Source organism: Chryseobacterium sp. R2ACT005 (assembly GCF_049949215.1).
In the GTDB taxonomy this organism is placed as follows: Bacteria; Bacteroidota; Bacteroidia; order Flavobacteriales; family Weeksellaceae; genus Chryseobacterium.
Window position 1 is genome coordinate 3,946,520 of record NZ_CP188192.1, and the last position, 25,532, is coordinate 3,972,051.

Consider the following 25,532-nt stretch of genomic DNA (forward strand, 5'->3'; position numbering starts at 1 on the left):
AGGAAATACTTTAACAAATTTCAGAAGCCTTCTCCCGCTATCCATTCATACTCCTCGCGCCAGGCTGCCCTGCGCTGCATCCCACTGGGTCTCCCAGGCATGCTGCGGGGTAACCATTACTATCGGGGCTAGGAGAAGGAGTCTAATTATGAATTATAAGTTATGAATGATGAGTTGTGCGACTCTGGGCTCTGCGTATGAACTATGGAGTGATGAGTGATAAGTTATAAATCATACTAATATCCCTTTTCCCAATTATGTCATTCCGTAGGAATCAAGGCTTATTTATTAGAATCTTAAGAGTTCAAAGGAATACTATAGATGTTTTAATATTTAAGTGATTGATAAATTGATAATCTTAGATCTACTTAATTATAAAATTTAAAAGGTATTGTATAGACTCCTACGGAGTGGAGTATGTATCAATGATAAACGGTAAATAATCAATGATCTTGGATTACAATAGGGGACAGTCAATCATTATTGATTGCTGATTGCCTATTATTTATGAGTTGGGTATAGGCTTGGGTATAACGCAAAAAAAAATCCTTTATCATAAGATAAAGGATTTTTTAAAAATAAAATAAAAACTGGCGGCGGCCTACTCTCCCGCTTTCGCAGTACCATCGGCGCTGGTGGGCTTAACTTCTGTGTTCGGAATGGGAACAGGTGAGCCCCACCGCTAAAACCACCCTAAAGAAGGTATATAAGGTTGCACGGTATAGATAAAAGGATACAGGTTTTACCTGATTCCCAATAGCTACCATCTGCTACCTGGTTATTTTCGATAAAAACTTTCACAAAGAGGTAACCTTGCTGCACTTTCGTGCGCCATATTAGGCTATAAATCTACGGGTAATTAGTACTACTCGGCTATGACATTACTGTCTTTACACCTGTAGCCTATCAACGTCGTCATCTCCAACGACCCTTAAAAGATGTCTCATCTTGAGGCGAGTTTCGCACTTATATGCTTTCAGTGCTTATCTCTTCCAAACGTAGCTACTCAGCAGTGCACCTGGCGGTACAACTGATACACCAGAGGTTTGTTCAATTCGGTCCTCTCGTACTAGAATCAAGCCCTCTCAAACATCTAACGCCCGCAATAGATAGAGACCGAACTGTCTCACGACGTTCTGAACCCAGCTCGCGTGCCACTTTAATGGGCGAACAGCCCAACCCTTGGGACCTTCTCCAGCCCCAGGATGTGACGAGCCGACATCGAGGTGCCGAACCTCCCCGTCGATGTGAGCTCTTGGGGGAGACTAGCCTGTTATCCCCGGAGTACCTTTTATCCTATGAGCGATGGCCCTTCCATACGGAACCACCGGATCACTATGTCCTGCTTTCGCACCTGATCGACTTGTAGGTCTCACAGTCAAGCACCCTTATGCCATTACACTCTACGCACGGTTACCAAGCGTGCTGAGGGTACCTTTGAAAGCCTCCGTTACTCTTTTGGAGGCGACCACCCCAGTCAAACTACCCACCACGCAATGTCCTTCCATTAAGAAGTTAGGCTCCAAGTAAGTAAAGGGTGGTATTTCAACGTTGGCTCCACCTACACTAGCGTGCAAGCTTCAAAGCCTCCCACCTATCCTACACATTACTTACTCAAAGTCAATACGAAGTTATAGTAAAGGTTCACAGGGTCTTTTCGTCCCATTGCGGGTAATCGGCATCTTCACCGATACTACAATTTCACAGAGCTCATGGTTGAGACAGTGCCCAGATCGTTACACCATTCGTGCAGGTCGGAACTTACCCGACAAGGAATTTCGCTACCTTAGGACCGTTATAGTTACGGCCGCCGTTTACTGGGGCTTCAGTCAATGCCTTCGGTTTAACCCTAAGCACCTTCCTTAACCTTCCAGCACCGGGCAGGTGTCAGACCCTATACTGCATCTTTCGATTTTGCAGAGTCCTGTGTTTTTGATAAACAGTCGCCTGGGCCTCTTTACTGCGGCCACCATTGCTGATGGCGTCTCTTCTCCCGAAGTTACGAGACTATTTTGCCTAGTTCCTTAACCATGATTCACTCTAGCACCTTAGGATTCTCTCCTCGACTACCTGTGTCGGTTTTGGTACGGGTTGCTTCACTTCGGCTTTTCTTGGAAGCACTTTCCCTACAGCAGCTTCGCCCGAAGGCTAGGCCTTGACTATTCCGTCAGTCTCCAGTAAGTACGGCACTCCGTCCCCTTTTTAGTGTGAGCAAGTATGGGAATATTAACCCATTGTCCATCCACTACCCCTTTCGGGTTCGCGTTAGGTCCCGACTAACCCTCAGCTGATTAGCATGGCTGAGGAAACCTTAGTCTTTCGGTGAGCGGGTTTCTCGCCCGCTTTATCGTTACTTATGCCTACATTTTCTTTTCTATCCGCTCCACAATACCTCACAGTACTGCTTCAGCGCAAATAGAATGCTCTCCTACCAGATGTACATAAAGTACAAATCCATAGCTTCGGTAATATGTTTATGCCCGATTATTATCCATGCCGGACCGCTCGACTAGTGAGCTGTTACGCACTCTTTAAATGAATGGCTGCTTCCAAGCCAACATCCTAGCTGTCAATGCAGTCCAACCGCGTTGCTTCAACTTAACATATATTTGGGGACCTTAGCTGTTGGTCTGGGTTCTTTCCCTCTCGGACATGGACCTTAGCACCCATGCCCTCACTGCCGTAGAACATTTATTAGCATTCGGAGTTTGTCAGGAATTGGTAGGCGATGAAACCCCCGCATCCAATCAGTAGCTCTACCTCTAATAAACTTATATACGACGCTGCACCTAAATGCATTTCGGAGAGTACGAGCTATCTCCCAGTTTGATTGGCCTTTCACCCCTACCCACAGGTCATCCGAAGACTTTTCAACGTCAACCGGTTCGGTCCTCCACTCTGTGTTACCAGAGCTTCAACCTGCCCATGGGTAGATCACAAGGTTTCGCGTCTAATCCTACTAACTATACGCCCTATTCAGACTCGCTTTCGCTCCGGCTCCGGTACTTAATACCTTAACCTCGCTAGTAAAATTAACTCGTAGGCTCATTATGCAAAAGGCACGCCGTCACAGCTTAATGCTGCTCCGACCGCTTGTAGGCGTACGGTTTCAGGTTCTATTTCACCCTTCTATTCGAAGTGCTTTTCACCTTTCCTTCACAGTACTTGTTCACTATCGGTCTTTCAGGAGTATTTAGCCTTGGAGGATGGTCCCCCCATATTCAGACAGGATTTCACGTGTCCCGCCCTACTCATTTATCACTCAAATATGCCTTTCATATACGGGGCTATCACCCTCTACGGCCGTTCTTTCCAGAACATTCTATTAAACATATATCAGCTTTTGGGCTAATCCGCTTTCGCTCGCCACTACTTACGGAATCTCTTCGATTTCTTTTCCTCCGGGTACTTAGATGTTTCAGTTCTCCGGGTTTGCTCCTCCTTAGAGGTGACTGGTCTTCAACCAGCCGGGTTGCCCCATTCGGACATCTGCGGATCAATTCGTGTGTGCCAATCCCCGCAGCTTTTCGCAGCTTACCACGTCCTTCGTCGCCTCTGAAAGCCTAGGCATCCGCCATACGCCCTTAACGATTTCTTTCCTAATAATTATATTAGTTCAGTATTTTTTGATAAATTTAATTTATCGATATTTTTATAAACTCGGCACTCGAAAGTGCTCGGTTATCTCTTTGTGATGTCTTTACCGTTAATGTCAATGATCTTAATTTCTTTTTATCCAACTGATGAACAGATATTGTTTTTGGCTCTATCCGTAACTTTTAAATCAGTCTTCTAAAACTGTGGAGAATAAGGGAGTCGAACCCTTGACCTCCTGCGTGCAAGGCAGGCGCTCTAGCCAGCTGAGCTAATTCCCCCTCTAGTTGCTGTTGGCTATTTGCTTCTGGCTTCTGGCATTTTTGCCATAAGCTATAAGCTATTTGCCAGCCGCTTTAATTAGTAGTCTCGGGCAGGCTCGAACTGCCGACCTCTACATTATCAGTGTAGCGCTCTAACCAGCTGAGCTACGAGACTTTATATGAGTTATGGGGATGAGTAAGTAAGTTATACTTTTCCTCTTCTTCATTTCTCAATCTCTTTCCCTATACTAATTTCTAGTGGGTGTTGTATTTTTAATATAACCAACCAAACAAAAAACTAAAGCTTTACTTTGAAGTAAGTGCATGGTACATTTAAGTACCTTTGTTTTTTTATCGTCTTTAGACGCTCTAAAATGAGATGTTCCAGCCGCACCTTCCGGTACGGCTACCTTGTTACGACTTAGCCCTAGTTACCTGTTTTACCCTAGGCAGCTCCTTTTACGGTCACCGACTTCAGGTACCCCAGACTTCCATGGCTTGACGGGCGGTGTGTACAAGGCCCGGGAACGTATTCACCGCGCCATGGCTGATGCGCGATTACTAGCGATTCCAGCTTCATAGAGTCGAGTTGCAGACTCCAATCCGAACTGAGACCAGCTTTCGAGATTTGCATCACGTCACCGTGTAGCTGCCCTCTGTACTGGCCATTGTATTACGTGTGTGGCCCAAGGCGTAAGGGCCGTGATGATTTGACGTCATCCCCACCTTCCTCTCTACTTGCGTAGGCAGTCTCACTAGAGTCCCCAACTTAATGATGGCAACTAGTGACAGGGGTTGCGCTCGTTGCAGGACTTAACCTAACACCTCACGGCACGAGCTGACGACAACCATGCAGCACCTTGAAAAATGTCCGAAGAAAAGTCTATTTCTAAACCTGTCATTTCCCATTTAAGCCTTGGTAAGGTTCCTCGCGTATCATCGAATTAAACCACATAATCCACCGCTTGTGCGGGCCCCCGTCAATTCCTTTGAGTTTCATTCTTGCGAACGTACTCCCCAGGTGGCTAACTTATCACTTTCGCTTAGTCTCTGAATCCGAAAACCCAAAAACGAGTTAGCATCGTTTACGGCGTGGACTACCAGGGTATCTAATCCTGTTCGCTCCCCACGCTTTCGTCCATCAGCGTCAGTTGTTGCTTAGTAACCTGCCTTCGCAATTGGTGTTCTAAGTAATATCTATGCATTTCACCGCTACACTACTTATTCCAGCTACTTCAACAACACTCAAGACCTGCAGTATCAATGGCAGTTTCACAGTTAAGCTGTGAGATTTCACCACTGACTTACAGATCCGCCTACGGACCCTTTAAACCCAATAAATCCGGATAACGCTTGCACCCTCCGTATTACCGCGGCTGCTGGCACGGAGTTAGCCGGTGCTTATTCGTATAGTACCTTCAGCTACCCTCACGAGGGTAGGTTTATCCCTATACAAAAGAAGTTTACAACCCATAGGGCCGTCGTCCTTCACGCGGGATGGCTGGATCAGGCTCTCACCCATTGTCCAATATTCCTCACTGCTGCCTCCCGTAGGAGTCTGGTCCGTGTCTCAGTACCAGTGTGGGGGATCACCCTCTCAGGCCCCCTAAAGATCGTTGACTTGGTGAGCCGTTACCTCACCAACTATCTAATCTTGCGCGTGCCCATCTCTATCCACCGGAGTTTTCAATTTAAAATGATGCCATTCTAAATATTATGGGGTATTAATCTCCCTTTCGAAAGGCTATCCCCCAGATAAAGGCAGGTTGCACACGTGTTCCGCACCCGTACGCCGCTCTCTCATTTCCGAAGAAACAATACCGCTCGGCTTGCATGTGTTAGGCCTCCCGCTAGCGTTCATCCTGAGCCAGGATCAAACTCTCCATTGTATGTTTGTCTGACTCACTCAAAGTTTTTTTACGCTTTAGTTTTTCCTTACTTGGTTGTTATATTGTATGTCAATGATCTTTATATCTTTCGCTTTATAACGAAACACTCTCTTCTGTCAGTGGTGCTCCGTATTTGCGAGTGCAAAAGTAAAACTTTATTTCTTAATGACCAAATGTTTTGAAAGAAAATTTTAAAGTTTTTTAAGTAACCTTAATCCCTCTCCTAAACCTTAATCACCCTACTCCTGCGCTCCCTTTATTTGGGACTGCAAAGATACAAACTCTTTTTAAACTCGCAACTTTTTTTTGATAAAAAAAATTAAAGTTTTTTGTCTGCCTCTTGTTGAAGTATCATAATGTCTATGCTTATCTAAAAGTTCTCCTGCGCTACTGTATTACTCTCGTTTTTCAGTGGGGCAAAGATAACAACTTATTGCAACGCAAAACAACTTTATTTAACATAAATTTTACACCACCGTAATATTTAACCCTAATACACTGGAACGCAGGGAGAAAAATTTTAAACATTTGTTTGGGATTCCAAGTGGAAGGTTGGAGGGTGGGAGAATTTGAGGGGTTGAGGGTTGGAGCGTGAAAGGGGAATCATGGGTAATGAGTAATGAGTAATGAGTAATGAGTAATGAGTAATGAAAGATACATTCTATTATATATAAGATAAAGGGAAGTTTGGGGGAAAGGTGCAGGGGGAAGCTTTTATAAAACAGGCTCCCTTCGTCTACGCTCAGGATAATAGTGCGTTCTTATGGAATGAGTATTGGGGTAACCACAGATCACGAAGATTTGCACAGATGATGATGTATATTTAGTATAGGGTATTTCATTCGGGGGAATTCATAATTTATAATTTATAATTCATCATTAACCTCACCCCTAGCCCTGATAGGAATGGGTACCCCGCAGCATGCGTTGGAGAGCAGGCGGATTTGAGAATCGCACAGCCCGGGCGCGAGGAGTATGAATGGATAGCAGGAAATAGCTCCTGATTAAGTTTGATAGTTGGAAGGGGTAAGAGTTTGAGAAAACCTTACTGTTCCTGTATAGGGGAAAAAGTTTGGAAAGGAGTGCTGCTCTTTTCTAAGAGTAAAGTTAAAAGAAGCGTTTGATTAATATCTTATATATATAGTATCCCAATAGACATCCTATGGTATCTGCTACGATATCCAATGTTTCCATAGATCTGCCTAGTCCCATTTCTTCCTGCAGAATTTCGGTAAGGAATGCATAGATAAGAATGATCTGAAAAAAGTATGAGAATTTTATTTTGGGAAATGCAGCAATGAAAGAAAAACCTAAGGCTGCGAATATACTTAGATGTAAAATTTTGTCAATCCCACTGAACATAAACCAATATTCATGGTTCTCTTCTCCGGGTTTGAGAAGCATATAAGTAAGAAATGCCCAATAAATGGGCAATATCTTACTAAATATTTTTGAAATCTTATCCAATGATAGCTTTGTAATCATCTGCAGAAAGTAACTCAGACTGATCTGCCCCATCAGCAATTTCCAATTTGATAATCCATCCGTCTCCATAAGGATCTGTATTCAACAGTTCAGGCTGAGATTCCAATTCTGAATTGAACTCAATAACCTTTCCAGCGATAGGTAAGAATAGATCTGAAACAGTTTTTACCGCTTCTACACTTCCGAAAACATCTCCTCCATTAAGGTCATCATCTACAGTATCTATGTCTACATATACGATGTCTCCAAGTTCTCCCTGAGCGAAGTCTGTAATACCGATTGTAGCAACGTTACCTTCAATCTTGATCCATTCGTGATCTTTGGTGTACTTTAATTCTGATGGTGTGTTCATTTTTTAATTTTTATTTTGTACAAATGTATTCAAAAATATAGTAGCTTCAAATATTGGATATAAAAAAAGTCCTTCAAAACTGAAGGACTTTTAAGTTTATATCATTTTTAGAATCCGCCTCCGGAATCTCCGAATGTAAATGTGGCAGAAATACCTGCTCTCACTGTAGACAGCGGGAATGCTGTGGAGATCTTATACTTTGAGGTCATCTGTTCATAGAATACTCTCAGGTTCAGGTTTTCGGAAACGTTATAGTCTGCGGAAAGTTTGATGTTCATCAGTCTTTGTCCTCCTGTTACCTGAGCATCATTCAACAGAATATTCATAATGGAAGTCTTGCTGTCTCTTAATGAAATATCTCCTCTGATGTTAAGGTCACTTCCTTTTCCTCTTGTTCCTCTTCCTCTGATATTGGCTGTTCCCAATCTGAAATTTCTAACAATATATCCAAGTCTTACTACATATTCTGTATTGGCATCTTCAGTAAGCGTTTGGTTTACCAGTCCCAATACCATCATTCTTGTTTTGTTGTACTGTATCCCGAACTGCATATTGTTTCTCATGGTAACATCTATCCCAATAAGCGGTGAGAAAGATTCTACATATCCTACCTGTGCAAATGTATACGGATTGATCTTGTCACCATCGTTTTTGATTACATTTCCTGCATTATCTACTGTCTGGTAGTATCCATCCGGGTTACCATGATAATCTACATTGCTTTGGATACCTGTTGCTGTATATGTCGCTGTATAACCATGTAAAATATCAAACTTGGTGAACTGTCCACTGATTATAGGAATATTTTTTAATCCTGAATACGTAATTCTCCAGTTTGGTAACGGGAATCCTGCTTTTTTAGGATTGGTCATTGGTGTTGCAGATTTTCCTTCCATAGCTGCTCTAAAGGCTGGGATCAATACATAGGCATTTCCAATACTATAATGCTTCGCAAATCCATTGTTGTCTAATACCGCTCCCGGGCCGCCTAACTGTTGTGAAAGTGCTCTTGCATTTTCTCTGATCGCCTGATAAACAGCCTGGCCATCTTTAAATGATGTGTTAAGAAGTACTGCAGAGTTGGAATAGGTTATCATTTCACTGGCAAATGTAAAGTCAGGATCTGAAACTCCATTATTATTGGTATAGTTAAATCCTGTGTGTGAGAAGTTACTATTAAAGGTATGTAGCACATTAAGATCCACTCTTAAATCGTTCATCGGCATCATCTGCAAGTCTGCTCTCAATTCTTTGGTGGACATTCTTACATATGGATCTGTCATATAATTGGAATCACTCACCCATCCGTTTTCCATTACTGTTCTTCTGATATCCGCCTGCGATCCTAAAAGGAATCCTAGAGTTGGTCCTCCCAGTGTCTGTCCAGATCCATACCAGTTTGGAGCTGATATTAATCCCGGAAGCACTGTTCCATTTGTTTCATTATAACTTACGTTCAACTGTTTGAAAGAAGTAAGGAAGAATGCTGCACTTTGAAGTGGAGTAAGCTTATTTTTAAATTTATATTTCTTATATCTATATCTGTTCTTTTCCCACTGTTTGGTATACACATTGTTCAGAGAGTCCATTTCTTGTCTGCGCTTCTGAAGCTTGGCATTTATATTTTTGAAATAATTAAACTGGCCAAAGAACTTCGGAAGATCTGCTGAAGCTGTTGCCTGAATAACATTGGTATTCTGACCAACAGATCCTAAACTTGCAGTCTGGTTCGTATTAGGATCTACAAATCCAGTCAATGAAGTAGATCTCGCCGCCCAGTTATAGGTAAATCCATATCCTACTTCTGCATCAATGAAATCAAGATAAGGCAGATACTGGAATGGTAGTTTATAGTTCAGCTGTGCTCTGTGGTTATACAATACTGGTCTTCCGGCTCTGAATACATTCCCGAAGATCGATTTGTTATCCATTGAATTTACATCCAGATTATCATTAAGCGTTCTGGTTGCTGAATTGATTTCCAGTTTTAATGATTTCGTGAAATTGAATCCTAACCCATATTGCCATCCGAAGAAGAAGTTTCTGTTTCTGATCGCATCAAAATTACTATTCATATCCCCATTAAGAATTGCTTCTACATTTCTGAACTCAAGTTCATTGTAATTTCTGTCGATTTCAGTTCTGAAAGATATTCTCGTAGGAATTGGATTAAAATTGAATTCTTTCACCCATCTTAAATACTTCGTAGACTTTGCCGTATCACTGATCATTTTATTGAAAGGTTTGATTACCCATGGTTTAAATGTGTAGTTATAATCAACATATCCTCTCAGGTATTGTCTGTAATTTCTCTTGGTATAAATATCTCTGAAGTAGTCATCATTATAAACAGCCGTTACCGAAACGTTTTCGATGTCATAAAACTTAGGCTTTTTATTTGGATTTACTCTTTCCTTGTGCATATTCACGACTCCTATACTTCTCTGCTGAGTATAGGTTCTCGCTACTTTTTTCAATTGCTCCCTGTTTGGTGCCTTACTGAACTCTACATCGGTATCCAGAGGGTTATATTTTGGATCTTCAATAGTCTGTGAGTAAGAATAGTTTAAAGGAATTTTCACCCCTGTTTTTTCAGGAAGGAATTTATCTACATTGATAGCGGTATTAATACTGAATGCTGATTGGGTAGACTGCGTTCTTTCCGCAGGTTTTGAATCTATATTTCCGAAACCAACAGATGTATAGGATGCATTGGCATTAACTGTTGCCAAATCTCCCATATTAAAGTTTAAGCTGGCATTTCCTGCATATCCTCCGTCATTCTCAATTTCAGAAAGACGGATTTCGTTTACCCATAAAACTCTTGTTATTCCAGCTCCCCCTCTTGCATCAGCATTCCTTACTCCAATCATAATGGTAGTAATGTTTCCTAAGCTTGGTCTCCCTTTGATGTAAATATTCTTGAATGGTTCCTGATAGGTTGGATCCATTGTTCTATTTGTAATAGGAACTCCTGATTTGTCTCTTCTTATTTTAGCATCTACAAAATTCTGAACATCAAGATTGACTTCATTTTCCAACGGCCAGATTTCCATAGGAGCAGTTGCCGTAGTAGGAGTCATGTTTAAAGACGATTCATACTCGTAATAGTTATCAGTAGCATCACTTCCGAAACGGATAAAGAATTTGGTTTTCTCATCCATTCCTATTACTCTGTTCAGAGGATCATGAGCATGTACAAATAGCTTCAACTTTTTGTATCTTCTCATATCCAGTGTAGTATTTTTGAATACTCCCCTTGCTTCTGTTTTAAGATCAGTTACTTTCATGTAAAGTGAAGCTTCATTTTGTCTTTGAGCTCCGGCATTACCACTTAATACCTGTCTGTCAATTCCCGGAGGCAATACATATGGAGGCTGGTTCAGTGCATTTTCTTCAATATTTACACTACCTACTTCAAAATTTGGATCTGTCACAGTACCCACTCCTTCGTCTGAACCTGGGATATTTGTGCTGGCAATGTTACTAGTATACTTTCTCCAGTCTGATCTTACAAGATCCATTGTTCCGAATCTTAAAGTAGAGGTTTGGTCAAATCCAGCAAGCATTAATCTTGCAAATCTTACATTATTTAATACAGATGGATCTGCAGTTCCTTCAGCTTTATCATAATTAGCAACAGGAATTCTGAACAAGTACCATTTCACATCTGCAGACTGCCCGTTCTGGAAGCTTGCTTTTACTGTTTTAACATCTACAATATTATTCGACCCAAGTGACAAGCTTGGTTGGTCAAGCTTTACAACATATTGGTTATAGTTTTCAGTCTGATCAAGGTTGTAATCTTTATTGATATCTTCGGCATCCGGAGTTTGTGAAGCTACGTTCAGTGAGTTTGCTTCTGAGTTTCCTTCCGGGTTTCTGAAATATTTGTATCTCTCCACAACTGAAGCAGCCTGGCTTCCGGTAAATTTATCAGAAAGATAGAATACGAAGTCATCCACTGCTGGGTCAGCAATATTGGTTACCGGGTTTACAAAAGTATTTCCGAATCTCATTGCTTCCTGATCAGAAGTAAGACCATCATATCCAGCATCCTGCACTCTTCTGTCATCTCCTTCCGTAGAGAATGCATATAAGATTGGTGGTTGTTTTGGCTGCGTTCCCCAGTTTGAATTCGTAGTAGAAGATGGTGTTCCAGGAGTTGGAAGCCCATTTTCATACTGCATTTTTCCATCCTTCAGAACATCTTCGGAAACGTTTCCTAAGTGAAGTAAAAGTTTTGGATCAGTACCCAATGTTTTACCATCTGCATAGGGATCCATCATCCAGAATTCAACGTATTCGATGTTTGAAGTAACAAAGTTCGGAACACTGATTGATCTCATGATCCCCGCCCATCTGCTTTGTGCCTGTTCTGTTACCGGATTTACGTTGTAAGGCCCTTTTTCTTTAGGGAAATAAGAGATATCGAATGTATTGGTGAAAGTTTGTTCTCCCGCTACGAAATCTCTGTTGTTATAAATCTCGGAATATTGTACTCTTCTGGACGCGTGGTTGGATACAGACTGCGGCGTAATTCCTGAAGGAGCTTTTCCACCAACACCCCAGAATCTAGGGTCAATATTATACCATGTTAATAATCCTCTTCCATATCCGCTTGTTAAGTCATCATTGCCAGGTATTGTGTTAAATGGTGGCAATTTATTTTTTTCGGGTTTTGAAGCTAAGCTCCATGCTGCCGGTTCTTTTAATGATATCTTGGAAGTTGTCTGTTCAAAATCGTCAATATAAGATTGGTTATTGGTTCCCTTATTTAATCCAGGAATCAAATATGCCGCTTCCATCTTAAAGTTTAAGTTAGATGGAGCTTCGGTTTTTACCATTGGAAGTTTATTGGTAAGTCTTGTCAGATAAGGAGCCTGATTATTGTACATCAAATTGATCCCTGCCATGGTATTATTTACCGCTTCCTGTCCGAAGTTTACTTTTTGGGTAAGTGGAGACTCTGAATAATTGATCACGGTCCCTCCCAAGATAAAGTTCTCACTGAATCTTCTTTCTAAATTTAGTCCTAAGAATCTTTTTCTTTGGGTATTAAATGTTAATTGATTTTCTAACGAGATATTGATCGCCTGTCCGGACTGTTTTACATTTTCATTAATGATAGTAACGGTCCCAAGCATATAGTCTACTGTATAGTCTACTCCTTCTGTAAGCTGTACTCCGTTTGCGGCAACTTTTACTGATCCCTGAGGAACGTTTACTGCGCCTAACGAAATACCCTGTCCCTGAACTCCTTTATAACGACCTTCCAATGTATACCTCTGTGCAAGGTTACTGGAGAGCGCTTCTTGTTTTTGCTTGGTATAAAGATCCTGGAAAACGTATTGAGGATTAAAAGTTCCTCCTAAAACCTTTTGCATATAGTTACCAAAAGGCTGTACTTTCGTGAAGATTACTCTTCCGGTTTCCGGTCTGATGGTAATCCCGTTGACAAAGTCAAAAATACCATCTCCTTTGCTTCCGTCTTTATTATTCTGAATGTCTCCATTCATATTAAGACGATCCCAGTTAAATAATTTCAGTAAGTTCTGATCTTTTACAGGAGTATCCGGAAGATAGTTTACCTTACCTCCCGTTTTTGGGTCTCTGTAATATGCATTAAGAATAAATCCATCTTGTGCTACCTGTCCTGCATCTATTGAATAGATATTCTTCATCATCAGGTCCCACATCGGAGACTGAGTATTCACTTTATTGTTTACTCTCAATACTTTAGTAACCAATACAGGACTTTCTTCAGAAAATTCCCCTACTTTGTATACTTTATTACTTCCGTTAACGGTAAAAGAGTATGAAACTGCTAAAAGCTGCTGATCATTAAGCTTTTGATTTAGTGATATATATCCTAGTTGCGGCTGAAAGGTAAACTCATTACTATTCAGCTTTCTTGCTTTTGTATTGTATATGAACTGTTCTCCATTATCATAGGGAATAGGATCTGCCCCAAGCACTTGTCCCTGAAAAAGAGTACCATAGTTTTTTCCTGCTTCTCTGCTTCCGGCTACTGTGGATACAGCATCATATAAACCATTCAGAGAGTTATCCGGTAAAGTAACTCCGCCAGGACCTTCTCCAAGGTCTCTGATCCCGATTATACTTTTCTGATAAGCCAGGTTACTGTTTCCCTGATCCAATACCCAAACTTCCAATCTGGTAATATTGATCGTTGAGTTGATCTGTGGATAATTAAGTAAGGCATCATCATACTTGTTCAGGAAATAATGTCCTAAAAAGTAGTGCTGGTTTTCCTCATAGTCAATAGCGTTGACTTTAAAATTATTCATAACACCACCACCCTGTACTACAATATTACGGGCTTCACCCTGTTGTTGGGAAAGGACAACGGTTCCAAATGTTTTTCCTAACTGAAATTCTGTTTTCACCCCGAACAGTGATTGTGAACCACGGATCAAACTGGTTGAAAGCGGCATATTTACGTTACCAAATTCAACTCTTTTGATGATTTTATCTTCTCCTCCTTCGTTGGGTTTATCCACATTTCCAAGACCTTTGCTTTGAAGATCTTTCCAGCTTCCTTTTGCCTGCCAAACAAGGTTCATTCTGTTTTCAAAAGCAAAACCACTCTGGGTATCATAATTAGCCTTTAGCTGAAGGTTTTCTCCTACTTTACCCAATAATCCCAGCTGAATTCTCTGATCAATATCAAAGGTGAAACTTGTCCTGTTTTGTGGCAGGATCATCGGGTTATCTATTTTTTGGTAAAGTCCGGCAAAATCCAGAGATGCATACCCTGAAGGGATGATTTCAATTTTATTACCTCCGAAAATAGTTTCAAAAAGCCTGTTATTAATCAACAATGAAGGGATAAGCCCCTTCTTCCTTGCATCTGATCTGTCTCTTCTGAAAAGAAGGTTATATTTATCAGATTTTTCCTTGTAATAGGCCTTAGTCTGGGTTGCAAGCATATATTCTTTATACTCTTGCGGAGACATTGCTGTAGGAGGACCCGTTATGGTATTTCCAATTTTAGGATACACATAGTACATCCCGGTTTTTATATCGTAATAGGCTTCGTACCTCGTAGGGTCGGCCACTTCATATTGTTTTCGTATAATCGCCGTGTCTTTTTGTACCTGCGCAAAAGTGCTGACAGACATAAACAGGAACGACAGGAACAAAAATATGTTAAGATGCTTACTATTCGCCACCAAATGTTAAATGTTTTTTAAGATTTGTTTAACCAATTCTTCTACCGAGATACTTGGATTTTGTTTTATAATTCTATCCGCAATCTTCTCGCTTGCACGTTTAGGAATCCCTAAAACTTCTAATGCAGATAACGATTCTTCCTTAATTTTATTATCTACCATCACAGAAATGTTCGCGTTTGGATCACTGTATTTCTGTACTTTATCTTTAAGATCTACGATAATTCTTTCAGCAGTTTTTGCACCGATTCCTTTTGCTTTTTGAATCAGCGCGCTGTTTCCGGAAAGTATTGCAGAAGCGATCTCATCAAGGCTTAATGTTGACAGCAGAATCAATGCTGAAACAGCACCCACTCCATTAACGCTTATTAACAGATTGAACATTTCTTTTTCTGAACGTGTGTTAAATCCAAAGAGAAGATGAGCATCTTCGCGGATGATCTGCTGGATAAATAAGAAAGTCTGCTGATTCAAAACCAGCATCTGTGAGGTCATCAAACTGATTCCCACGTAGTAACCAACTCCTTGTACATTGATGACCGCGTAGGTAGGCGTAAGTTCTTGAACGTTACCTTGTAAAGAAAATATCATTATTAATTTTTAAAACTCCCAAATATAGCAATTTAAACTAATTAATGTTTTCATTTAACGTGCGAATGATTTTTAACTTAATTTTCAAATAAGAATTCAATGAATTAACATAAAAGCAAAAGACTCCAAAATATGGAGTCTTTTATTATCTCAACACGGTTTAAAGTGTCATTTTTTAATAAGAAAATCTAATTAGAGGTTAGTGATTACTAATTACGATTTAATTTTTAGATTGATTTCTTTTCTCTCCTTTGAGCATCAAGAACAGCAATCGTAGCAAGGTTTACAATTTCGTCTACGCTTGAACGCATTTGAAGAACGTGCACCGGCTGCTTTAATCCCATTAAGATAGGTCCTATAACCTGCGCTACTTTCATCCCTCTTATAATTTTATAAGAAAGATTAGCACTTTCCAGGTTAGGGAAGATGAAGGTATTCGCTGGTGTTGTTCCTAATTTTGAGAATGGATAATCGCTCAGGTGATCTGCATTCATTGCAAAATCCGGCTGAATCTCACCATCTACAATCATTTTAGGGTATTTCTCATGAAGGATGCTCACTGCTTTAGCCACTTTCTTGGAAGTTTCAGAAATAGCAGCAAAGTTTTCAAACCCAAGCATCGCAATTCTTGGTTCTATAGCAAAAGATTTTACTGTAAACTCTGCCATTTTAGCAATATTTACAAGATCTTCAGAAGTAGGATTCTGGTTGATAGAAGTATCTGCGAAGAAAATAGGTTTCTTTTCAGACAGGATCATCATCATTGCCGCTACTTTGTCTACTCCTTTATCTTTTTCAATAACTTCTAAAACAGGACGTAAAACTGAAGTATAGTTTTTAGAGAATCCTACGATAAGACCATCAGTATCACCATGTTTCAGCATAAGAGGTCCGAAATAATCTCTCTGACGCACATATCTCTTCGCTTTGTACTCGTTCATTCCTTTTCTCTGACGAAGTTTCCAAAGGGTTTCTCTGTATTTTTTTCTGTTTTCTTTCTGATCGTCATCACTTGGATCAATGATTGGAACATCCAGCGTAATCCCGTAACGCTCCATCTGCTCCTTGATATATTTTTTATCTCCCAGAAGACTTGGAAAAGCAATTCCTTCTTCATAAAGGATTTGAGCTGCCTTCAATACGTTATATTCTTCAGCATTTCCAAGGGTGATTCTTTTCGGATTGGATTTAGCACGGCTCTGCATCATTCTTACCAATCTCTCATCTCTTCCCATTCTGTCTAAAAGCTGGTGCTCATATTCTTCAAAATCCGTAATGGTTTTTCTGGCAACACCACTTTCGATCGCTGCTTTCGCTACGGCACTTGATACTTTTGTGATCAGTCTGTTATCGAACGGCTTTGGAATGAAGTAGTCTCTTCCGAACTGCAGGTTCTGAACATTGTATGCTAAAATTACAGCTTCCGGTACCGGTTCTTTTGCTAAATCAGCAATTGCGTGTACGGCAGCCAGTTTCATTTCTTCATTAATTCCTGTAGACTGTACATCCAATGCTCCACGGAAGATATAAGGGAATCCTAATACATTGTTTACCTGGTTAGGATAATCACTTCTTCCTGTTGCCAGGATTACATCTTTACGAGTTTCAATAGCAAGATCATAAGCAATTTCAGGATCAGGGTTAGCTAAAGCGAATACGATAGGATTTTCGTTCATGCTCAACAGCATTTCCGGAGTCATTACGTTTCCTTTTGATAATCCGACAAAAACATCAGAGCCTTTTACAGCATCTTCTAATGTTTCAATATCTGTCTGAGCGATGAAATCTAGTTTTTCAGGGGTAAGGTTTTCTCTTTTATGGTTGATAACCCCCTTACTGTCACACATCAGGACATTTTCTTTTTTCAATCCTAATGAAATATAAAGCTTGGTACATGCAATAGCTGCCGCACCTGCTCCATTCACCACCATTTTCACTTTATCAATATCTTTATTCGCAATCTGCAAAGAGTTGATCAATGCAGCTGCAGAGATAATTGCAGTTCCGTGCTGGTCATCGTGCATCAAAGGAATATTTAACTCCTCTTTCAGTCTTTGTTCTATATAAAAAGCTTCAGGAGCTTTAATATCTTCCAGGTTAATCCCTCCGAAAGTAGGAGCGATACCTTTTACGATTTCAATAAATTTATCCGGATCTTTTTCATCAATCTCAATATCAAAAACGTTGATATCTGCAAAGATCTTGAACAAAAGTCCTTTCCCTTCCATTACCGGCTTTGAAGCTTCAGCACCGATATCTCCCAGTCCAAGTACGGCAGTACCGTTAGAAATTACTGCTACCAGGTTTCCCTTTCCTGTATAATCATACACAGTTTCAGGCTTATCATGAATTTCCATACAAGGAACAGCTACTCCCGGAGAATAAGCCAATGACAAGTCTCTTTGAGAAGAGTGTGGCTTTGATGGGATTACTTCAATTTTTCCTTTGGGTTCTGCTTTATGATAATCCAGCGCGGCCTGGCTGAAGTTCTTTTCGTCACGATTGTTGTTACTTGACATAAAATTTTGTTTTTTGTTAAAGTATATATTTAATGTGGTAATCTACTAAGCTTTCTATTGGTTTCTGCACAACATGTCCCACATTTAAATTAAGTTCTGTAGCTACAGAACGTAGTATATTTTCATAATAATAAGCGATAGATCCGATAAAATTGATTTCAACGTCTTTAGCTTCTTCATAGGGTATTACCTGGTATTCAAAGAAGTTTTTCATTTCTTCAAAAACCATATCCCTGAAATAAGGATGATCTTTTCTTTCGATCACAAATTTGGTAAAGTCTGCCAAATAAGCATTTGGTCTTGTCGTATGATACATATTTTGCAATGCATCCTCTACGGTAAGCAGATAGTTGGCTTCAAATTCGGCACGAAGGTCTGAAGGCAGTTTTTTCATGAAATATCTGCGCAGCAATTGTTTTCCTATAGCACTGCCACTTCCTTCATCTCCAATAATAAATCCTAATGAGGGTAATTCTATCTTTACATTTTCACCGTCGAAATAACAAGAATTTGATCCTGTGCCAAGAATGCACACGATAGCAGGTTTTCCGCTGTATGCTGCATAGGCTGCAGCCATCAGATCTTCCTTCACAATAAATTCTGCTTTTACAAAAACCTTCTTCAGCTCTTCCTCTATGGTTTCGCAGTTTTTTTTGACACCACATCCGGAACCATAAAAAAAGACTTTGGTAATTGAATTTTTAACCGATACCAGATTGCTATTTTTCTGTATCTCAGGAGCGATAAGTTCTCTGTTGATAAAATTCGGATTGAAACCGATTGTTTCTGTTTTCAGAAAAACTTTCTTAAAGTCATCAAGTATTACCCAATCCGATTTAGTAGAACCACTATCTACAATAGCAACCATATTTTAGATTTTAATTTAAGGGTGCTAAATTATGAATTTATCTTCAATTAGCGTTTATAAACAACCTGGAAGCTGTCTAAAATCATTAATGTTTAATCTGTGTCTTTTTTTCGTTGAACTGCAATAGCCAATCTTCTATTTCATCTTCCAGATAGGAAGTCTGTAATACCATTGCATTGATAAAATCATCAGGCACTGGTTCTCCTTTGGAGTTTTCAAGATTCCATAATTCATCTGACATATTTTCATATTCTGAATACACTCTTTTGAAGCGGGAATTTTCTTTCTCAAGAGCTTCAATATTTTTCTGTTGAAGCTGGAATTTTCTGTATTTGTTTTGACTTTTCATACAAATATTATTAATAATTGGGTCATAAAATGTAGGGGTATATGCTCTTAATCGTGCACTACAAGATAGAAAAAACCATCAACACAAGAAGTTGAAAATGAATTTATTATCAGGTCATTATTACATCATTCTGAATATTAAAATTAGAAATAATTTTAATTAAAAAAAATATTTTAACAACTTTTTTCAGTGTTTAACATATAGTTATACATTTGCATACTCATATTGTGAAGCTTTGACATTATTGGCATTCTAAAACGGCTATTAACAGCCGGGATACAGTAAAGCCTTTATATTCTGAGATATAAATCATTTCAGTCTTATACAATATGTATTTATATATTTAGTTTTTATATTCATGACATGAAAGAAATACTCTTACGCCAGAAACAGGTTCTGTTCTTCATCATTGCAGGAGGACTGAGTGCGATTGTAGAAATAGGCAGCTTTAAGATTTTCAGTACCTATCTTCCGCATTTCTTTGCAAAAGAAATCAACTTCCATGGTATACATTATCCTTTAAGCAACATTTTTTCTACGAGCTGCGGGATTATTACCAATTATTTCCTGAGTATCTGGTTTGTATTTGAAAGAGGAAAACACTCAAAGAAAAAAGAGTTTGTTTATTTTATGGTGGTTTCTTTCTTTTCAACGTTACTCAGCCTAGGTTTTTTCCAGGTCTTTTACAGTTTCATATTTAAAGATAATATCAATTTATTTTTTTATACCTTGAGCCCGGAAATGATCAGCAAAATTGCAGCAATATTGCTGGTTTCCATTCTGAATTATTCGATAAAAAAGAAAGTAATTTTTAACGGTTAGGCTGTGACAAAAATTTTAAATTATCTCTGGAGATTCTGGCTGTTGCTGTTAGCATTTTTCCTGACAGTTATTATTGGAATCCCTGTCTATATTTTATCCTTTAACAAAAAGCATTATAAATACGGCTATAAACTTGTCAGGATCTGGTGTTTCGGAATGTTTTACGGAATGGGTTTCCGGTATGATCTCATTAAACTTTCGGAACAGGAAAAAGACAAAAGTATTCCTTATGTTTTTATCTCCAATCATACATCCATCATGGATATTATGCTTACCTGCATTATGTTTCCAAACCATCCGATATGTTTTGTAGGGAAGAAAGAACTGGTAAAGATTCCTATTTTCGGAACCATTTATAAAAGGATATGTGTAATGGTAGACAGAACGAGCGCAAAAAGCCGTGCGGATGTATACCGAAGATGTGCTGAAAAGATGGAAGAAGGCAACAGTATTGCCATTTTTCCTGAAGGCGGCGTACCGGACGACACTTCTATAATCCTGGATGACTTTAAGGACGGAGCATTTATGCTGTCCTCGAAACATAACTCTCCTATCGCGGTTTATACCTTTATCGGACTCAAGGAAATGTTCCCTTTTGAAAACTCAAAAGGCTATCCTGGAAGAGTAAAGGTGTATTTCAATGGTATCATTGAGCCTACCAATTCGCCAAAAGACTTAAAGGCAGAGGCTTACGAAGAAATAAAAAAAACTTTAATCAGGTATTCCGTTGAAAGGAAATAGTTATATTTGTTTGTGAAATCTATAATAAATATGTCAAATTATTCTAAACAAACCAATTGGGCCCAATTCATTCCATTGGTTACTGTATTCTTCTTTTGGGGATTTGTAGCAGCCAGTAATGATATTCTGATCCCCGTTTTTCAAAAAGCCTTCAATCTATCTCAAACTGAAAGTATGCTGGTACAGATATGCTTTTATGTAGCGTATACTGTAGGTTCTTTAATTTATATGATCATATCAAAGAGTCTGAAACAGGATTTGATCAATAAAATCGGGTATAAAAACGGCCTTATTGTGGGGCTCCTTATTTCAGCAATGGGAACCCTGTTGTTTTACCCGGCTGCCAATATGCATTCTTTCCCTTTAATGATCTCCGGATTATTTATTGTAGGTTTAGGCTTCTCTCTTCAGCAGATTGTTGCCAATCCGCTTGCTATTGAAGTAGGTCCTACAGAAACAGGATCACAGAGATTGACAATGGCTGGGGGAATCAATAACTTAGGAACTACAATAGGACCGCTTATTGTTGCATTTGCTATTTTTGGTTCTGCAAGCGCAGGCAATACGGAAGCCAGTATAGAAAGTGTAAAAACTCCCTATCTGATATTAGGAGCTGCTTTTGCTCTTGTGGCTTTAATGCTTAAATTCTCTTCTCTTCCTGCTGTAACTCCAACGAATACTGAAAACACAGATGATTCAACTCCGGGTGAGCACAGAAAGTCAGCATTTCAATATCCTCAATTGGTAATGGGAATGATCGCGATCTTCGTGTATGTAGGGGTAGAAGTTTCCACAGCCAGTAATCTTCCGGCTTATATGGAAAAAAACTTAGGCTTTGAAACAAAAGATGTGGCCCCTTACATCTCTTTATACTGGGCATCATTGATGATCGGCCGTTGGACAGGTGCTGTAGAAGCATTTGATGTGAATGCCGGATTCAAAAAAATCTTAAGGTTCTTAGCTCCTTATCTTGCATTTGGTGTATTTTTACTTGTAAATGCTATTGCAAAACATGACCTGTCTCCATTCTATGTATATGGATTCATTATTATTGCGATGATTATCTGTGATATCTTAAGTAAAGGAAATCCCGCAAGAATGCTTTTGATCTTCTCTTTGGCAGGGATTGCAGCTTTACTAATAGGGATGTTCACTACAGGAATGGTATCTGTCTATGCATTTACAAGTGTAGGTCTTTTCTGTTCTACTTTATGGCCATGTATTTTTGCTCTTGCCATTAATGGACTTGGAAAACATACCAATCAAGGATCAGGATTACTTATTATGATGATTATGGGTGGAGGTATTGTAAGCATTATACAGGGATATATTGCAGATATTACGAATATTCATTTCAGTTATATCGTAGGGGTTATTTGTTTTGCTTATCTTGCATTCTATGCGATCCGTGTGAGTGGGATTCTAAAAGCCCAGGGCATTGATCTTGATAAAGTATCTAAAGGCAATGGTCATTAATATAACGAAAACAATATATAAAAAGAAAAGGTTTTGGGCAGGTGTATTACTTGCCCAATTTCTTTTGTTTTATGTTTGCTCAAAATCCAGAGTGATGATCTCGTTTTTTGAAAGCTTTTTTGAACTTCAAAAAGGAACCCATCAGGCATTGTTCAGCTGGATTCCATTTTCTACAGGAGACCTTATTTATATCATATTAGGTACTTTCCTTTTGTATTATTGCATCATGCTATTCAGAAAGCAGCGAAGACATGATTCTATGCTCAGAACTCTGATCATCATCAATATTTTTTATTTTATCTATCAGATCTTTTGGGGAATGCTGTATTTCCAGACTCCTATCATCAAGAAGCTTTCAAGCCAGAAAGAACCTGATGTGGAAAAGGCTAAAAAACTGGCTCTCTCTTACCTTGAAAAATGTAAGCTGACCAGGCAATATGTCCGGGAAGACAGCAAAGGAGTATTTATCATTACAAACCTTAATTCTATACAACAGGAAATTCTGCATCAACAGGCAAAATTACCTTCTTATATTTCAAATAAAAGGGCGACTCAGATTTTGGATATCAAACCCAGTTTATTCAAAAATATAATGAGTTTTACAGGTATTTTGGGATATTACAATCCCTTTACTGCTGAAGCTCAATATAACGCTGAATTACCTTCCACATTTATTCCCTTTACAACGGCGCATGAAAGTTCCCATCAGCTGGGTTTTGCCAGAGAACAGGAGGCTAATTTTGTGGGGTATTTAATAGGTATTCATTCCAGTAATCCTGAGTTGAGATACAGCACTGAGTTTTTCACTTTAAAAAGCCTTTTAAGGTTCATTGTGGAGGAAGATCCGGAGTTTGTCAAGAATGTTCTACATCAATATTCTTCTGCAATGAAAAGAGACCGTATGTATGAGAAGAATTTTGTACTCAGTCATCAGGGCTGGCTGGATGATTTTTTTGGATACACCAATAATCTCTTCCTGAAAAGCAATCAGCAGGAAGGTTCTGTCACCTATTCTTACTTTATAGATCTTCTCTTAAACTATGAAAAATAAATAAAAAAAAGAATCGTATCAGGCGATACGATTCTAAAAACACAAATGATGAAAAAAAATTTATTACCTTGACTTGTTCCCTCATTCAAGGCGATGTAAAAGTACGACATATTTTATAAATACAAAAACATTTACATCCTTTTTTAAAACTTTATGAAAACTTTATGATTTTTTAAGTTTTTTTGAGTTTACACCGCATTCTGACAAATCGCAATCAACACCAGTATTCGATATGAAAAACATCGTTTAAACCCGTACAGCCTATTAAATCACCATAGAATCAAACATTTGTTTAAATAAAAAACATTCGGTTTTTACCCTTTTTTCGTCATTTAAAAAAAAGGAGTTATCCACCGTATTTTATATATATTTCTACTATTTATATCGTAAAAATGTCAAGATTTTGATCAAAAATAATAGCCTTTATTATTCCAATTTATTCCATTGCTTTCCGCATGAAATTGAATGTAAACTATAACCCTGAAAACTTTTAAACAACCGCCTGCGAAACCGCATCTTACGTCTTAAAACCAATTCATTTGAAAAATTTCGTATTCTAAGCCAAAACTCCTGCTTTATCTAATAATACTATGAATAAATTCTACACTAAGCAGCAATAAAATCATATAATTTTTTTAGAATATCCTAAATTTGGAACCCATATTTTGTGAAATAAAATATTGAAAGTCAAATCTAATCTACCAATAGCCGTTTATATCTCACTAATAAAAGAAAAAAATTTTTGTATATTTAAAACATCTGTGTATTTTAGATAAAAATATTAATATGATTTTTGACAAACTAATTAACCACCTAAAACTCGATAAACAGGAATTCATTTTCCAGTTCAATTCACATCCCAATTATCCATCTGCATTGGCTTTCAGTGACACGCTTAACTTTATGGGGGTGAAAAATGATGCTTATGAACTAGACAAAGAATATTGGGACGAACTTCCGGAAGAATTTATTGCTATTGTTGAAAATTCATTTTCTCTTGTAAAAAAGTCAGGAAGCAATTATTCAGTATACTCAGAAAAAGCAAAAACCTTCGGTAAAGAAGAACTTTATACCAAATCAACTGATTTTGTCCTGTTATTTGAAAAGACCGAAAATGCAGAAAATAAACTGGCCTTCAATTTCAAGCCGGTACTTTATTTAATTTTTGCAGCTGTTCTCGCTTATTCATTTATAAGCCAAACCATTTATGAAGCCTTATTCAATCTTCTCTCTCTGGCTGGTGTATATATTTCACTTGAAATCTTCAATCAGAAATTCGGGAATACATCTACCGTAATCGGAAGTATATGTGGTGGAGGTGCTGCTGCCAGCCAGACAGTCAACTCATGTGATAAAATTATTAAGCAGGATAAGACCAGTATTTTAGGGTTAAAATTTGCAGACTTTTCCCTGATCTATTTTGCAGGACTTACCGTGCTGGGATTATTTTTACCGGCTACAGCTTATATTGTAAAAGGATTCACCTTTGTTTCTATCCTTGCAATAGGGTATTCTCTATACATTCAGGCTTTTGTAGAAAAAACGTTTTGTAGAGTATGTCTTTTGATTATTTCAATTCTTGCAGCACAAATAGTAGTAAGCAGTTTATTTTTCGAGAATATGTCTTTCAGTGTGGGAACACTTTTATTGACAGTCATTTTATGGGCTCTGGTATTCTCTGCCGTTATTTATTTCAATACTCTTCTTGAACAAAAAGAAGCGCTACAAAAATCTAATGCGAAAAACCTTAGATTCAAAAGAAATTATGAGCTGTTCAAAAACCAGATGGAGCAGAATCCAAAAATCGAATTCCAGAATACCGAAACTTTTGCTGTCGGAAAAAGAGATGCGAAACTTCGTATTTCTATCGTATCCAATCCATATTGCGGTTTCTGTAAGGATGCTCATAAACTGGCAGAAGGCCTTTTGGAAAAATACCCTGATACGATCTCTTTACAGATGAGATTCAATTACAGTCCCGAAAGAGCTCCTGAAAAATACACACAGCTTATTTCAGACTTAACTCATATCTACCATAACAAGCCTGAAAAAGAGTTCCTACATGCTGTAGAAGAATGGTTTGAAACTAAGGACGAAAGTAAAATCAATGCTCTTTCCGGAGGAAATGTAACATCGGAAAACCTGAATCCACTAGTAGAGATGTCTATCGAAAACAGTAACGCAGGATTAAACTTCACCCCGATTTTTATCATCAACGGATATCAATTCCCTGACAAGTATGATCGTGAAGATATTTTATTCTTTATTGATGAATTAATAGAAGATGATGAGATTTAGTAAATAAATATCATTCATCTGAAAATTTCACTATCTTA

Annotated in this window: 12 protein-coding genes, 2 tRNA genes and 3 rRNA genes; 5 read left to right on the forward strand and 12 right to left on the reverse strand. The window is 38.7% G+C overall.

Translation table 11 applies throughout. The features are described from left to right. Nucleotides 1-588: 588 nt before the first annotated feature. The 12 genes from rrf to ACPF63_RS18170 form a co-directional block, all read right to left on the reverse strand. Nucleotides 589-696 (reverse strand): 5S ribosomal RNA (rrf, locus tag ACPF63_RS18115). Between the two features lie 143 nt (nt 697-839). Continuing rightward, nucleotides 840-3,598 (reverse strand): 23S ribosomal RNA (locus ACPF63_RS18120). 203 nt (nt 3,599-3,801) lie between these two features. After that, nucleotides 3,802-3,875 (reverse strand) — tRNA-Ala (locus ACPF63_RS18125). A gap of 83 nt (nt 3,876-3,958) precedes the next feature. Beyond that, nucleotides 3,959-4,032 (reverse strand) — tRNA-Ile (locus ACPF63_RS18130). 197 nt (nt 4,033-4,229) lie between these two features. Then, a 16S ribosomal RNA gene (locus ACPF63_RS18135) occupies nt 4,230-5,746 on the reverse strand. Together the 16S, 23S and 5S rRNA genes with 2 tRNA genes alongside form the textbook arrangement of a ribosomal RNA operon. Before the next feature lie 1,107 nt (nt 5,747-6,853). Next, nucleotides 6,854-7,180: a VanZ family protein gene (locus tag ACPF63_RS18140; RefSeq protein ID WP_317043595.1), complete on the reverse strand. Its 327-nt coding sequence runs from the start codon at nt 7,178-7,180 to the stop codon at nt 6,854-6,856. Between the two features lie 25 nt (nt 7,181-7,205). Next, entirely contained in the window at nt 7,206-7,583 is a 378-nt protein-coding gene (gene gcvH, locus ACPF63_RS18145) for a glycine cleavage system protein GcvH (protein WP_047383072.1), read from the reverse strand. A gap of 107 nt (nt 7,584-7,690) precedes the next feature. Continuing rightward, nucleotides 7,691-14,728, reverse strand: a complete 7,038-nt coding sequence (sprA, locus tag ACPF63_RS18150; protein WP_426483232.1) for a cell surface protein SprA — start codon at nt 14,726-14,728, stop codon at nt 7,691-7,693. Between the two features lie 57 nt (nt 14,729-14,785). Then, nucleotides 14,786-15,370 (reverse strand): Holliday junction branch migration protein RuvA, encoded by a 585-nt coding sequence (gene ruvA, locus ACPF63_RS18155; protein WP_180565117.1) that lies wholly within the window; start codon nt 15,368-15,370, stop codon nt 14,786-14,788. 227 nt (nt 15,371-15,597) lie between these two features. Beyond that, nucleotides 15,598-17,889: an NADP-dependent malic enzyme gene (locus tag ACPF63_RS18160; protein WP_426480836.1), complete on the reverse strand. Its 2,292-nt coding sequence runs from the start codon at nt 17,887-17,889 to the stop codon at nt 15,598-15,600. A 16-nt stretch (nt 17,890-17,905) separates the two neighbouring features. Next, entirely contained in the window at nt 17,906-18,757 is an 852-nt protein-coding gene (locus tag ACPF63_RS18165) for a BadF/BadG/BcrA/BcrD ATPase family protein (protein WP_426480837.1), read from the reverse strand. Nucleotides 18,758-18,842: 85 nt separating this feature from the next. Next, a complete protein-coding gene (locus ACPF63_RS18170) occupies nt 18,843-19,106 on the reverse strand; it encodes a hypothetical protein (protein WP_047373857.1) in 264 nt (87 codons plus the stop codon). Between the two features lie 363 nt (nt 19,107-19,469). On the opposite strand from ACPF63_RS18170, the gene ACPF63_RS18175 reads away from it, so the two are divergent. From ACPF63_RS18175 to ACPF63_RS18195, 5 genes are all read left to right on the forward strand, one after another. After that, nucleotides 19,470-19,928 (forward strand): GtrA family protein, encoded by a 459-nt coding sequence (locus ACPF63_RS18175; RefSeq protein WP_077413706.1) that lies wholly within the window; start codon nt 19,470-19,472, stop codon nt 19,926-19,928. Between the two features lie 3 nt (nt 19,929-19,931). After that, nucleotides 19,932-20,669, forward strand: a complete 738-nt coding sequence (locus ACPF63_RS18180) for a lysophospholipid acyltransferase family protein (RefSeq protein WP_426480838.1) — start codon at nt 19,932-19,934, stop codon at nt 20,667-20,669. A 30-nt stretch (nt 20,670-20,699) separates the two neighbouring features. Further along, nucleotides 20,700-22,145 (forward strand): MFS transporter, encoded by a 1,446-nt coding sequence (locus tag ACPF63_RS18185; protein ID WP_426480839.1) that lies wholly within the window; start codon nt 20,700-20,702, stop codon nt 22,143-22,145. 94 nt (nt 22,146-22,239) lie between these two features. Further along, complete coding sequence (locus ACPF63_RS18190) at nt 22,240-23,196, forward strand: DUF3810 domain-containing protein (protein ID WP_426480840.1); 957 nt, start codon at nt 22,240-22,242, stop codon at nt 23,194-23,196. Between the two features lie 786 nt (nt 23,197-23,982). Continuing rightward, complete coding sequence (locus ACPF63_RS18195) at nt 23,983-25,494, forward strand: thioredoxin domain-containing protein (protein ID WP_426480841.1); 1,512 nt, start codon at nt 23,983-23,985, stop codon at nt 25,492-25,494. The last annotated feature ends 38 nt before the right edge of the window (nt 25,495-25,532 follow it).

What these genes read in the sequence shown, in the direction of transcription:
- gcvH (WP_047383072.1), bottom strand. Translation starts at nt 7,583, where the DNA reads ATGAACACACCATCAGAATTAAAGTACACCAAAGATCACGAATGGATC.
- sprA (WP_426483232.1), bottom strand. Translation starts at nt 14,728, where the DNA reads ATGTCTGTCAGCACTTTTGCGCAGGTACAAAAAGACACGGCGATTATA.
- ruvA (WP_180565117.1), bottom strand. Translation starts at nt 15,370, where the DNA reads ATGATATTTTCTTTACAAGGTAACGTTCAAGAACTTACGCCTACCTAC.
- ACPF63_RS18160 (WP_426480836.1), bottom strand. Translation starts at nt 17,889, where the DNA reads ATGTCAAGTAACAACAATCGTGACGAAAAGAACTTCAGCCAGGCCGCG.
- ACPF63_RS18165 (WP_426480837.1), bottom strand. Translation starts at nt 18,757, where the DNA reads ATGGTTGCTATTGTAGATAGTGGTTCTACTAAATCGGATTGGGTAATA.
- ACPF63_RS18170 (WP_047373857.1), bottom strand. Translation starts at nt 19,106, where the DNA reads ATGAAAAGTCAAAACAAATACAGAAAATTCCAGCTTCAACAGAAAAAT.
- ACPF63_RS18175 (WP_077413706.1), top strand. Translation starts at nt 19,470, where the DNA reads ATGAAAGAAATACTCTTACGCCAGAAACAGGTTCTGTTCTTCATCATT.
- ACPF63_RS18185 (WP_426480839.1), top strand. Translation starts at nt 20,700, where the DNA reads ATGTCAAATTATTCTAAACAAACCAATTGGGCCCAATTCATTCCATTG.
- ACPF63_RS18190 (WP_426480840.1), top strand. Translation starts at nt 22,240, where the DNA reads ATGATCTCGTTTTTTGAAAGCTTTTTTGAACTTCAAAAAGGAACCCAT.
- ACPF63_RS18195 (WP_426480841.1), top strand. Translation starts at nt 23,983, where the DNA reads ATGATTTTTGACAAACTAATTAACCACCTAAAACTCGATAAACAGGAA.